Origin of the sequence: Erythrobacter sp. (assembly GCF_030066995.1) — a bacterium.
In the GTDB taxonomy this organism is placed as follows: Bacteria; Pseudomonadota; Alphaproteobacteria; order Sphingomonadales; family Sphingomonadaceae; genus Erythrobacter.
In genome coordinates this window covers 700,699-712,905 of record NZ_JASJAP010000001.1, presented here as the reverse complement: position 1 = coordinate 712,905, position 12,207 = coordinate 700,699, and the positions used below count along the sequence as shown (strand labels likewise).

The 12,207-nt window shown below is 59.1% G+C and carries 10 protein-coding genes; 5 read left to right on the top strand and 5 right to left on the bottom strand.

The features are described 5' to 3' along the window. Together QNI87_RS03420 and QNI87_RS03415 are read left to right on the top strand one after the other, a co-directional pair. Nucleotides 1-765 carry a slipin family protein gene (locus tag QNI87_RS03420; protein WP_300593972.1) on the top strand — a complete coding sequence of 255 codons (765 nt, stop codon included), beginning with the start codon at nt 1-3 and terminating at the stop codon, nt 763-765. A gap of 35 nt (nt 766-800) precedes the next feature. Beyond that, nucleotides 801-1,244 (top strand): hypothetical protein, encoded by a 444-nt coding sequence (locus QNI87_RS03415; protein WP_300593970.1) that lies wholly within the window; start codon nt 801-803, stop codon nt 1,242-1,244. A gap of 557 nt (nt 1,245-1,801) precedes the next feature. On the opposite strand, the gene lptB is transcribed toward QNI87_RS03415, so the two are convergent. The 5 genes from lptB to QNI87_RS03390 form a co-directional block, all read right to left on the bottom strand. Beyond that, nucleotides 1,802-2,530 carry an LPS export ABC transporter ATP-binding protein gene (gene lptB, locus QNI87_RS03410; RefSeq protein WP_300593967.1) on the bottom strand — a complete coding sequence of 243 codons (729 nt, stop codon included), beginning with the start codon at nt 2,528-2,530 and terminating at the stop codon, nt 1,802-1,804. 31 nt (nt 2,531-2,561) lie between these two features. Next, nucleotides 2,562-3,638, bottom strand: a complete 1,077-nt coding sequence (locus QNI87_RS03405) for an NAD(P)-dependent alcohol dehydrogenase (protein ID WP_300593964.1) — start codon at nt 3,636-3,638, stop codon at nt 2,562-2,564. 90 nt (nt 3,639-3,728) lie between these two features. Next, on the bottom strand, nt 3,729-4,661 hold the full coding sequence (locus QNI87_RS03400) for a 1-phosphofructokinase family hexose kinase (RefSeq protein ID WP_300593961.1): 933 nt from the start codon (nt 4,659-4,661) through the stop codon (nt 3,729-3,731). Nucleotides 4,662-4,684: 23 nt separating this feature from the next. Next, on the bottom strand, nt 4,685-7,075 hold the full coding sequence (ppsA, locus tag QNI87_RS03395) for a phosphoenolpyruvate synthase (protein ID WP_300593958.1): 2,391 nt from the start codon (nt 7,073-7,075) through the stop codon (nt 4,685-4,687). Between the two features lie 47 nt (nt 7,076-7,122). Beyond that, the gene (locus QNI87_RS03390; protein ID WP_300593955.1) at nt 7,123-7,563 is read right to left on the bottom strand and encodes a DUF2267 domain-containing protein; all 441 of its coding nucleotides are present in this window, start codon (nt 7,561-7,563) and stop codon (nt 7,123-7,125) included. 396 nt (nt 7,564-7,959) lie between these two features. On the opposite strand from QNI87_RS03390, the gene QNI87_RS03385 reads away from it, so the two are divergent. From QNI87_RS03385 to QNI87_RS03375, 3 genes are read left to right on the top strand one after another with little or no spacing between them, the layout of a single operon-like run. Then, entirely contained in the window at nt 7,960-8,673 is a 714-nt protein-coding gene (locus tag QNI87_RS03385; RefSeq protein WP_300593952.1) for an ABC transporter ATP-binding protein, read from the top strand. Next, nucleotides 8,670-11,033 (top strand): ABC transporter permease, encoded by a 2,364-nt coding sequence (locus QNI87_RS03380; RefSeq protein ID WP_300593950.1) that lies wholly within the window; start codon nt 8,670-8,672, stop codon nt 11,031-11,033. Before QNI87_RS03385 ends, QNI87_RS03380 begins: the two co-directional genes overlap by 4 nt. Further along, entirely contained in the window at nt 11,033-12,190 is a 1,158-nt protein-coding gene (locus QNI87_RS03375) for an efflux RND transporter periplasmic adaptor subunit (RefSeq protein ID WP_300593947.1), read from the top strand. Before QNI87_RS03380 ends, QNI87_RS03375 begins: the two co-directional genes overlap by 1 nt. The last annotated feature ends 17 nt before the right edge of the window (nt 12,191-12,207 follow it).

The window sequence follows — 12,207 nt, the reverse complement described above, 5'->3', positions numbered from 1 at the left end:
ATGGAACAATTCATCGATTACGGGTTCTTCATCCCGCTGCTGGCTCTCGTTGTTCTCTTTCTTTGGGCTGCGATCAAGATTCTGCGCGAGTACGAGCGCGCAGTTGTGTTTACGTTGGGACGGTTCACCGATGTGAAGGGTCCTGGGCTCATAATTCTGATCCCCTTCGTGCAGCAGATCGTGCGGACCGATCTGCGCACCATCGTGCTCGATGTCCCGACACAAGATGTAATCTCGAAAGACAACGTATCGGTGAAGGTCAACGCGGTGGTCTATTTCCGCGTGGTCGACCCCGAGAGCGCGATCATCCAAGTCGAGGATTTCGCGTTAGCAACCAGTGAGTTGGCGCAAACCACCTTGCGCTCGGTGCTTGGCAAGCACGAGCTGGACGAAATGCTCTCAGAGCGTGACAAGCTCAATGAGGATCTTCAGGAAATCCTCGACAAAAACACCGACGCATGGGGCATCAAAGTCGCCAACGTCGAAATCAAGCATGTCGATATCGATGAATCGATGGTGCGAGCGATCGCGCGCCAGGCGGAAGCCGAGCGCGAACGCCGGGCAAAGGTAATCAATGCCGAAGGCGAGCATCAGGCGGCAACGAAACTGCTCGATGCAGCGCAGATTCTCGCCGAAGAACCTCAGGCAATGCAGTTGCGCTACCTTTCCACGCTTAACGTGCTTGCCAACGAACAGAACAGTTCGACGATCATATTCCCCTTCCCGATGGACCTCGGCGATTTGCTGAAGCAGACGGGCAGATAACGCGCCAGCGGGGCTTTTCTCGAAAGGACCAGGCAATGGCAATGAACGACATACGCCCAACCCGCTTGCTGCTGCCGGGCCTATCGGCGGGCCTCGTGATCCTTATCGGCGAATACGTCCTCAACGCGATGGTCTTGGCCGAGCCGTGGGCGGAGCTGCGCCGAACATTTGGAATAGAAGAAGCCGGATCGGCCCAGCTCGTCGGCGGTGGGTTGCTCACAATACTTTATGGCGTGGTCTTGATGTGGATGTTCGCAAGTATGCGTGCATCCTTCAGGACAGACTTCGGAGCTGCGATTGCCGCTGCAATGACGTTCTGGCTAATCGCATACGTCATGTTTCTGCTTTCGGTTTGGGCGAACGGGTTCGTGACGCTTCCGATTGCGCTTGTTTCGATTGCGTGGGGCTTCTTCGAAGCGCCCCTAGCTGCAGTTATTGGCACCGCGATCTATCGCAAGAGATGGCGTTCGACCGCATAGTACGCCCCGATGAGTATGGCCGAGAAGTCTCGCCCACGATAGATTGCCGCGCCCAGGGACTGCCGTCATCACTTAGGTACAATCACTTATTGGTTGATCGCGCGCCTCCCAATATCTCGAAGTCCCGACCCAGAGGGCTGGCTTCATGTCACCCGCAAAACCTGAGCCCCGCTTCCCAGCGGGGCTCTTTTTGAAGGCATCGCGTGCGTTCAGGACGAGGCGGAATACGGCATCAGTGCCATCGTTCGGGTCAGCATGCCTGAATGAGCTATGGGGCGTGCAAAGCCGTCATGATCGCTGCAGGGTCCGCGTTCACGGTGTTTCTAGCAAGATGGAGCGAACCGCGGTTCAGATCGACTAAAGGACAACTTCAGGCCGTCCAGCTGCAGGTCGGAACGACTACGCACTGCTCCTGTTTGGTCGCGATATCTGCCGAGTGGAGTGGTCAATCGAATGATGGTCACGTGCCGACCGGCTCAAAGCCGTCCGATTGCCCCCCACCTGCTTCGAGCGCTTTTTCTAATCCGTCTCAACTCGCAGAGAATTCGCGCCAGGATCTATCCTTGCTGCCCAAGGTATCGCGCAATCACGTCCTGATCCTGAAGCAATTGTTGGGGTGAACCGGAAAAGACCATCACGCCATCATCCAGCAAATAGGCGCGGTCTATTATCTCGAGCATCTCTGGCACATTCTGGTCGGTGATCAAGACCCCTATTCCACGTTCTTTGAAGTCAAGGATCATCTCCTTGATGCTCGCAATGGTCAGCGGGTCAATCCCCGCAAAGGGTTCGTCGAGCAGGATAAAAGTGGGGTCGAGCGCCAAGGCCCGCGCGACTTCGCAGCGACGTCGCTCTCCGCCTGAAAGGGACGTAGCGCGCGCATCGCGCAGATGCCCAATGCGAAGGTCATCGAGCAATTCCTCCAATCTCTGATTTTGTGCCTGGGGATCCGGCTCGACAATCTCGAGCATAGCCCTGATGTTCCCGGCAACCGTGAGTCCGCGAAAGATCGACGGTTGTTCTGGTAGGTATCCCAATCCCAACAAGGCGCGCCGGTAAAACGGAATTCGCGAAATGTCGCGATTGCCGAGCATGATCCGGCCCGCATCGCACTTGATCAGTCCAAGGATACAGTAAAAGGTTACGGTCTTGCCTGCACCATCGCGGCCAAACAAGCCAACAACCTCTCCTTGGGGGACGCGCAGGGAAACACCTTTAAGAACCTCTCTTCTGCGGAAGGATTTGTGGATCTCGATAACCTCTAGGACGTCTCGATCCACCTGCATCTGTAGGGCTGCCTTGCCTCCATTTATCCAGCTACGGCCTGATGGCGATCTTGAGCACACCGTCGCGCTGATGTGAAAACAACTCATACGCATCTTCGATAGAGTCGAGCGGATAGTGATGCGTCACCAATTGCCCCGCATCAACCCGTCCGGATGCCACCACATCCATCAACCGCCGCATCCGCTCCTTGCCTCCCGGGCAAAGCGTCGTGCGGATCGTGTGATCGCCGAGACCGGCCGCAAGCGGCTCCAGCGGTATGGTGAGGTCACCCGAGTAGACGCCGAGCGACGACAGAGTGCCTCCCGGACGAAGAACGCGCATTGCGCCCTCGAACGTCTCCTGCAGGCCTAGCGCTTCGATCGCGACATCCACCCCCCGCCCATCGGTGATCTTCATGATCTCGTCGACCGGATCGACCTTATTGAAATCGACGATATGAGTCGCACCCATCTTGCGTGCCATTTCTTGGCGCTCTGGAATCGTTTCCACGCCAATGATCGTCGTCGCGCCCATTATGTGAGCGCCTGCGGTCGCGCATAAGCCGATGGGACCTTGAGCAAATACGGCAACCGTATCACCGATCGTGATCTTGCCAGACTCCGCTCCGCTGAAGCCGGTTGACATGATGTCGGGACACATCAGGACTTGTTCATCGGTCAGACCGTCGGGAACGGGCGCGAGGTTGGCCATCGCATCGGGGACCAGAAGATATTCAGCTTGGCACCCGTCGATCGTGTTGCCGAACCGCCAACCACCGATGGCCTTGAAGCCATGTTTGCCCTGAGCGCCGCATTGTGCGTGGCATCCGCAAAGCGAGGCATAGGATGTCCCCGCGGGGGTTATCGCACCGGCAATGACCCGTTGCCCTTCCTCATAGCCGGTGACCGCCGATCCGAGCTTCTCGATCACACCCACCGGCTCGTGCCCGATGGTCAACCCTTTCTCGACCGGATATTCCCCTTTCAGGATATGGACATCGGTCCCACAGATGGTTGTCGTCGTGACCCGGATCAACGCGTCGAGCGGGCCGACATCGGGTATCGGTTTTTCACCGAGGACTATCCGCCCTGGTTCTATGAAGATTGCCGCTTTCATGAGATCGGCCATTGGTTTGCTCCTTGATATGAATCGCGGAACGAACTCTGAGGCCTCAGAATGCGCAGGTAATTACGCAGATCGCCGTAGCGAGCCGAGCAGTTAATGAGATTCTAGTGATTGGCGATAAAGCGCGTCGATATCGGATGCAGCCGCAAGACCGGTGCCCGGTGTGATCAAGGCTGCACTTCCCGCAGCAACACCCAGCCTGAACGCGGCTTCGTTGCTTCTACCGCTGGCCAGTCCGTGGACCATGGCGGCAACACAGCTATCTCCGGCTCCGACTGCGCTCCTGGTCTCCACATTGGACGCTCGCGCTTCGATCACGCCGTCCTCACTTGCCATCACACCGCCACGCTCGCCCATGCTGACCACAACGAGCCTTGCTCCACCTCCGGTCACGATACCGCGTGCCGCCTCTCCGATCGCCTCGACATTGGTCAGCTCTTCTCCGACGAGCTGCTGAAACTCCTTGAGATTGGGCTTGATCAACTCCAATCCGCCCGCCGCGACGCCTGCTGACAAGGCCTCGCCCGACGTATCCAGCACCGTCCGGATGCCACGGCGATGGGCGACAGCCGCCACCTGTGCATAGAAATCGACAGGCGCGCCGCGCGGAAGCGAACCACTCATCACAAGGTAATCGCAGCGGAGCTTGGCAATAATGCGCAGGCAAGCCTCGCATTCCACCTCGCTCACCTCCGGTCCGGCGGGGACGATCCGGTATTCATGCCCACAGGACGTATCGCAAACGACAGCGCTGATCCTCGTTTCACCCGCAATCGCGATCTTCTCACGAACCAGTTGGTGCAGGTCGAGCAGGGCATCCAGCGCCACTCCGGTCGACCCGCCAGCAAGGTAAACACAGCGCGCATTGCCTCCCATTCGCACGAAGACCCGTGCGACATTGAGACCGCCACCGCCGGGATCGACCTTCTGCGGAGGCGTGCGCAGCTTGTCCGTATGCGTCAGCTGGTCGACCATATAGGCGACATCAATTGTCGGGTTTAGCGTCAGCGTGGCGATGTTCATCATCGAATGGCATTCCCTTGCGAGACTTACATCTTGGAAATGGCTTCCTCGGCCACAGCGACGTGGTTCTTGACCTCTACAAAACTATCGGGGCTGACCGAAATCGAGTCGATCCCGCATTCGACCAGGAACTCCGCGAATTCGGGATGATCGCTCGGCGCCTGGCCACACAGGCCGACTGTAGCGCCGTGCCTGTGAGCCGCGTCAATAACATGTCGGATCATCCACATCACCGCAGGATCGCGCGCATCGAACTGTTCCGCGAGCAATTCGGAATCACGATCAATCCCGAGCGTCAATTGAGTGAGATCATTGCTCCCGATCGAAAAGCCATCGAAGCGTTGGGCGAAGTCTGAGGCGAGTACGACATTGCTTGGCACTTCGCACATGACGAGAACCTCAAGCCCTTGCTTACCGCGCTCAAGCCCATTGGCAGCCATCTCGGCCAGAACTCTATCGGCCTCGCCGACCGTGCGGCAGAATGGCACCATTACCGCGACATTGGTAAATCCCATGACTTCGCGCACGCGGCGCACTGCCTGGCATTCCAGCGCGAACGCCTCCCGAAACAGTGGCGAGACATATCGCGCCGCGCCGCGGAATCCGAGCATCGGGTTCTCCTCAAACGGCTCGAAAACCCGCCCGCCAATCAGATCGGCGTACTCGTTGGATTTGAAATCGCTGAACCGGATTATGGCTTTCCTGGGAAACTGGAGCGCGGCGATCCGCGCGAGCCCGCGCGAAAGTTGGTCAACAAAGTACTCGGTCGGGCTGTCAAACCCACGCGTCAATTGTCGGATTGCAACCCTATGGCGAGGATCGGCGACGCGCATAGGCTCTATCAGGGCCATGGGATGAACCTTGATCCGGCTTGAAATGACGAATTCCATCCGGGTCAATCCCACTCCATCGGCAGGCAGTTTCCACCAGCGATAGACCGCGCCGGGATCCGCGAGGTTCAGCATCACCTGCGTGCGGGTTGCAGGCAGCAAAGAGAGATCGATGCTTTCCTGGCAGATATCTGCCTCGCCATCGTTGACGAGACCGCGATCCCCTTCAGTGCAGTTGGCCGTCACCCGCTGGCCATCCTCGAGTTTTGTCGTAGCATCGCCACATCCGACGATAGCAGGCACGCCGAGCTCGCGGCTGACAATCGCGGCGTGGGAAGTGCGCCCGCCATGATCGGTCACGATCGCCGCAGCGCGCTTCATCACCGGAACCCAGTCGGGATCGGTGACGCCGGTAACCAGGACCGAGCCATCGACGAAGCGATCGATCTCGTCCGCGCCAGCAATCACGCAAACTGGTCCTGACGCGGCTCCCGATCCAATCGCTTGTCCGCTCGCCAGAACCGGCCCGGGCCTGAGCACTCTAGAAGTGTGCAAGACATCGGCCCGCGTCTGCGCCTGTACGGTCTCCGGTCGTGCCTGAACGATGAACAGGTCACCGTCTGCCCCGTCCTTCGCCCATTCTATATCCATCGCGCAGCCGTAGTGTTCTTCGATGATCGTCGCCCAGCGCGCGAGTATCAGGATTTCTGCGTCGCAAAGTACATAGCTCTGCCGCTCAGCTGTTTCGGTATCGATCCAGCGGGCGCCACTTTGACCTGAGGAATAGACCAGTTTTCGCTGCTTCAGCCCGCTCCTCTTCTCGATGATCGGTACAAGGTCAGCGCCCTCTATCAGCGGTTTGAAGACATGGTATTCGTCAGGCTCAACGGCACCTTGCACGACACTCTCACCCAACCCCCAGGCCGCATTGATCAGCACAACGCGATCAAATCCAGTCTCGGTGTCAATCGAGAAAATCACACCTGCCCCAGCCGCATCAGAGCGGATCATCCGCTGGATACCGATCGAGAGCGCGACCGCTTCGTGAGCAAATCCTTTCAGTTCTCGGTAGACGATGGCACGGTCTGTGTAGAGCGAGGCAAAGCAGCGCTTGCAGGAATCCAGCAATGCCTTCTCCCCGTATACGTTCAGGAAGGTCTCCTGCTGGCCGGCAAAGCTCGCGTCGGGCAGGTCTTCGGCTGTTGCGCTGGATCGCACAGCGACGCTGGCGGTGTCTTCACCCGCAAGCTCGCACAGCTCACGATATGCAGAGAGTATCGCCTGGGCGATGTCCTCAGGCCATTCGCCGGCCAAGATGGCAGTGCGGATCGCCTTACCAGCCTGCGACAAGCTTGACGTGCCATCGTGGTACTTGGCCAATTCTTCGCTGAGCACCGGTTCCAGATGATTTGCGGACAAGTATTTGCGGAATGCGTTCGCCGTGGTCGCAAACCCTGGAGGCACACGAATTTCCCGGACGGCAAGTGCGCTGATCATTTCGCCGAGCGAAGCGTTCTTGCCGCCGACGATCGCCACATCGTCGCGAGATAGCGTATCGAACCAACGAATGATCTGATCAGCTTTCATTTTACTCCCGCCCGTTCCTGCGGGTCGATCGTCTCCGACGGCTGTCTTCAGTCGGCTGCTTCCGTCTCCGGCCACATCGCGCGGATTCCGCGTGGCAAGGATCGAATGACCTTGTCGATCTGGCCTCGCGACAGATGGCGGTCGAGAACACCGAAGACAGAATGCACAGCCTCTCGAGGGTCAACGCCGCGACTGCCGTGCAGTCCATCGGATATCGAAGTCAGGAAATCGTCAGCCCCATGTTCTTGTTTGGGAAGACCGGTCGGATCGAACTTGTCGTAGAATGTGCCGCGCACAATCATCGGCAGTTGCGCACCCAGATGGGCGGTCAGTTCAAGCGGCAAATGATCGCGCAGGTTTTGCAAAACAACCGACAGCACCCGCCAGGCGAACGCTCGGTCCGGGCCGATCTCGGACTGAATCTCTTCAAGCCAGATTGCGGTTGTCTGCAAGGATTTGTCGAACAGTGGCAGGATTGTGGTACTCATGACAGTCTCCCGTTTGCCCTCGTCAAGCGAGGAAATATCCAAGGCTATGAGCAGCGGCAAAGCGGGTAACTACGCAAACCTCCGAGGGTCGCGGACGCACTCAGATCAAGTCGGTGCAAGGTTCATTGGGATTGGAGGGCGAGCGTGCGGCTCCTGGCCTATGCTGTTGCGCACAGCGAAATGGATGCTGGCGGATACGGCTCGCCAGGGATTTGAATGCTAGATGGGGTCGCCCAAGCGGGTGGCCTCATGGCAGCGATCCTCGTTCGTTTCGGCGGCATCGCTGTGCTTTCTTAGCTCGCAAACTCAGCGCCCGAAACTGCGGCATCTACGTAAGGCGCGGCGACCACGCCTCGTTATTCTGGCGCCATGCACGTCGATGGCCAAGCGGACACAATGCAAATGGACCGGAGCGCGTTTTCGGGCCGCGACCTGCGCAAGATCTACGTCACCGGCGAAACCGAAGTGCACGCGTTGCGCGGAGTGGATTTTGACATTCGCAAGGGAGAAATCCTCGTGCTTCTCGGTCCTTCGGGCAGCGGAAAGTCCACGCTCCTCAACATTGTCGGAGGATTGGATCGACCGACATCGGGCACTCTCCACTACGATCAGATCGAACTGACTGCATTGGATGATCGCGATCTGACCCGGTTTCGCCGCGCGCATATCGGCTTCATTTTCCAATTCTATAACCTTATCCCGAGCCTGACCGCACAAGAAAACGTCCGTCTGGTCACCGATATCGCAACCAATCCGATGGACCCAGCGGACGCTCTTGAGCTGGTGGGGTTAGCCGACCGCAGGCACCATTACCCGGCCCAACTCTCTGGAGGAGAGCAGCAACGCGTCGCTGTCGCCCGTGCCATAGCAAAGCAACCCGGCGTGTTGTTGTGCGATGAGCCGACCGGAGCGCTCGACAGCAAAACCGGTGTACGAGTGCTAGAAACGCTGGAAGCCGCCAATCGTGAGCTTGACACTACGTTGTTGATCATCACGCACAACGCCGGGATAGCCGCGATGGCCGACCGGGTGTTCCATTTTCTCGACGGCAAGATCGCGCGGATCGAAAGCAACACACACCGCATCCACCCGTCGGAGATCACCTGGTGAAGGCGCTCGACCTCAAACTCATGCGCGACCTGTGGCGCATGCGTGGACAGGCGCTGGCCATCGCGGTCGTGCTTGCCGCAGCTTCCGCCACCTTCATCCTGTCAATGGGCGTTCACCGCTCGTTGTTTGACACCCGCGAGCTTTACTACTCGGAGAACAACTTTGGAGACGTGTTCGCGAGTATGACGCGAGCGCCTCGCAGCGTTATCGATCAAGTAGCCAAGATCGAGGGCGTCCAGCAGGCGCAGGGATCGATCCTCCAATATGCCATCCTCGATTTCCCAGATAGGGTCGAGGCGGTGCGCGCATTGCTGCAATCGGTCGATGAGCGAGGGCGGGATCGGATCAACCTCGTCACCTTGAAAAGTGGGCGGATGCCGGCGCTTAACCAGCCTGGAGAGGTCGTGGTCGACGAACCCTTCGCGCTCGCCAATGCCGTTGGCCCCGGCGATGAGTTCGATGCAATCATCTATGGGCGAAAGCAACGCCTCAGGGTCGTCGGAATTGGCTTGGCTCCCAACTACGTCAACGCGCTTGCACCTGGCGATATCGTGCCAGACGATACGCGCTTTGGCGTCTTCTGGATGGGTGAAGGAGCGCTCGAAGCGGCCACCGACCGGACCGAGGCGATCAACGCTCTGTCGGTCAAACTCCAACGCGGCGCATCGGAAGCGGATGTGATCCGCGCGATTGATCGGATACTTGAGCCCTATGGCGGGACCGGCGCCTATGGCCGCGACAATCATCCAAGCCATGTCTTTCTCGAGAGCGAGCTCGATCAGCTTGAAGCCATGGTTCGGATCTTCCCGCCCGTTTTCTTGCTGGTCGCCACGTTCCTTGTCTACGTCGTGCTCGGCCGGATGATCCTTACGCAAAGATCACTCATCGGTTTGTTCAAGGCCTTCGGCTATTCGGATGCCGCCGTCGTCTGGCATTATCTCAAATTCGCGATCGCGATTGCCATTCTTGCCACAATACTTGGAACGATCGCAGGGATTTGGATGGCGCGATCACTGACCGAGCTCTACGCGCGGCACTATCATTTCCCAATTCTGCGCTTCAATCTGGCGCCGAGCGTCTTTCTGGGATCTGGCTTGCTGGCGGTCGCCTCGGCGGCCATCGGTGCAGTCAGTGGCGTTTGGTCGGCGGCACGTTTGGTGCCAGCGGTGGCCATGTCGCCTCCCCCTCCCCCCATTTATCGCGCCGGTGCAGTTGAGCGCATAGGCCGGAAAGCCGGTTTCACTGCTATTGGCCACATGATCGTGCGGCATATTGCGCGTTGGCCGACCCGCTCGGCGATGACGGTTGGTGGCGTGGCGTTGTCGATGGGGCTGCTATTCTCGACTTTGCAATTCATCGATTCAAGCAAGTTCATGCTCGAATCCTATTTCTTCCGCTCGCAGCAGCAGGATATCTCCGTCACCTTTACCGAGGCTCGCAACGAAGACGTGCTTTACGAGCTGGCGCAGATGCCCGGCGTGCTGCGAGTAGAACCTGTCCGCGGCCTCAGTGTCGAAATGAGCAACCGCAACCGGGTGGAGCGCACGGCGCTGGAGGCGGTTCCTCCCGATGCAAAGCTGATTGCGCGGATCGATCAGGCTGGGAACGCGATCGACATGCCGCCGGGCGGCCTGATGCTGAGCCGTCAATTGGCCGACCAGCTGGACGTTGAGCCAGGCGAGAATGTCTATGTGAAGATGCTGGGAGGAAGGCGCACCGAGGCTATGCTGACCGTCGGCGCGATGGTCGACGAGTTCATCGGCAATCGCGCCTATGCCTCTCCAAGCACCATTGAGGTGCTGGCGCGTGACGGCGCCCCGGCTGGTGCGGCCATGCTGCTTATCGACGCGTCCAAGCGCGCGGACATTCTCAGGGATCTCAAGGCGATGCCGACGGTGCTTAGCATCGGTGACCGAGACCTGGAAATGGCTAGGTTCGAACAGATGATCGATGAGAATATCAACACGATGATAGTGTTCTACATCGGCTTTGCGTCGGCGATCGCGGTCGGTGTTGTCTATAACAGCGCTCGCATCCTATTCTCCGAGCGCGCGCATGAACTCGCTACGCTTCGAGTGCTCGGATACCACCGGTTCGAAGTGGCGGTCGTGCTTATCGGCGAAATCGCCCTGCTGGTCGTCGCGTCTCTCCCTGTAGGGCTCTTTACGGGATACTGGCTGGCGCAACTGATGCTGCGAATGTTCGGATCCGACCTGTTCCGCCTGCCTTTTGCGCCCTCCAACGCGACATACGCTGAATCCGCCACCGTTGTTCTGTTCGCAGCCATGCTGACTGCCATCGTCGTCGCTCGGCGCGTTATGCGGCTCGACATGGTCCGAGTTTTGAAAGCACGGGACTGATGATGGAACGGATCAAACGCTGGCGTTGGGCGATCCTGATCGCTGCCCTGCTAATCGCAGCGCTTGTCTATTCCTTATGGCCGGAAGCGGTCGCGGTGGACACAGACACGGTCTCTCGCGGGCCGATGACGGTCGGGATCACCGATGACGGAGTGACCCGCGCGCACGAGCTGTATGTGGTTTCAGCCCCTGTCACAGGCTACCTTTCGCGCATCGAGCTGGAGCCAGGCGATACCGTCAGCCGCGGCGCACTCGTCACCAGAATGACCGGTCGCCCTTCAAGCCCGCTTGACCAAAGGACTCGGGACGAAATGCGCGGGTCTCTCGCTGCAGCGCAAGCGGCGGAGGCGGGAGCGAGGGCGGCGTATCAGCAATCGCAGCGCGACCTTGCACGGGCCGAAGCGATCTTCAAGCGCGGTTTCCTTCCGAAGGCCGAGCTTGAGGCGGCGCGCACCCGTGTCGCCACCGACCGGTCGGCTCAACAACAGGCGCGCGCCGATGTTGCACGGCTTCGCGCCATGCTCGCAAACCCGAGCGGCGAAGGCAGCGGAGGTAAGATCGATGTGCGCGCTCCGGCTTCGGGCGAGGTGTTTTCCGTGATCAACGAAAGCGAGGGCGTCATCACCGAAGGAACCCCGCTGGTAACGCTCGGTAATCCGAGCTCGATCGAAGTCGTGGTCGACCTCCTGTCGCGCGAGGCCGTGCGAGTGACGCCGGGTGACCGTGTCGAAATCACGCAGTGGGGCGGCCCCGATGCGCTGGTCGGCAAAGTGGAGCGGGTCGAGCCCTTTGGGGAGCTCAGAATTTCGGCTCTCGGGATCGAGGAACAGCGCGTAAACGTCATTGTCGGCTTCGATGCCGATCCCGCTTCGCAGGCGGCCAGACTTGGCCATGGCTACCAGATCGATGCGACCATTGAGCTATGGCGTGATAACGACACTCTAAGACTGCCCATCGGTTCGCTGTTTCGCGGACCCAATGGCGAATGGCAGGTCTTCGCGGTGATTGACGGGCGCGCCCGTGTGACCACCGTGGAGTTGGGCCAGTTAAACGACGAGCACGCACAGCTGCTCAGTGGGCTGGATGATGGTGCGGTTGTCATCATCAATCCCGGCAGCATGATCGAGGATGGAATGCGGGTGGCCATGCGCGATTGATCGGGCGCGTCCCACTG

Bases quoted from the DNA above. Each gene is read 5' to 3' on its own strand.
- QNI87_RS03420 (WP_300593972.1), top strand. From the start codon at position 1: ATGGAACAATTCATCGATTACGGGTTCTTCATCCCGCTGCTGGCTCTC.
- QNI87_RS03385 (WP_300593952.1), top strand. From the start codon at position 7,960: ATGCAAATGGACCGGAGCGCGTTTTCGGGCCGCGACCTGCGCAAGATC.
- lptB (WP_300593967.1), bottom strand. From the start codon at position 2,530: ATGCAGGTGGATCGAGACGTCCTAGAGGTTATCGAGATCCACAAATCC.
- QNI87_RS03400 (WP_300593961.1), bottom strand. From the start codon at position 4,661: ATGATGAACATCGCCACGCTGACGCTAAACCCGACAATTGATGTCGCC.
- QNI87_RS03405 (WP_300593964.1), bottom strand. From the start codon at position 3,638: ATGGCCGATCTCATGAAAGCGGCAATCTTCATAGAACCAGGGCGGATA.
- ppsA (WP_300593958.1), bottom strand. From the start codon at position 7,075: ATGAAAGCTGATCAGATCATTCGTTGGTTCGATACGCTATCTCGCGAC.
- QNI87_RS03415 (WP_300593970.1), top strand. From the start codon at position 801: ATGGCAATGAACGACATACGCCCAACCCGCTTGCTGCTGCCGGGCCTA.
- QNI87_RS03375 (WP_300593947.1), top strand. From the start codon at position 11,033: ATGATGGAACGGATCAAACGCTGGCGTTGGGCGATCCTGATCGCTGCC.
- QNI87_RS03390 (WP_300593955.1), bottom strand. From the start codon at position 7,563: ATGAGTACCACAATCCTGCCACTGTTCGACAAATCCTTGCAGACAACC.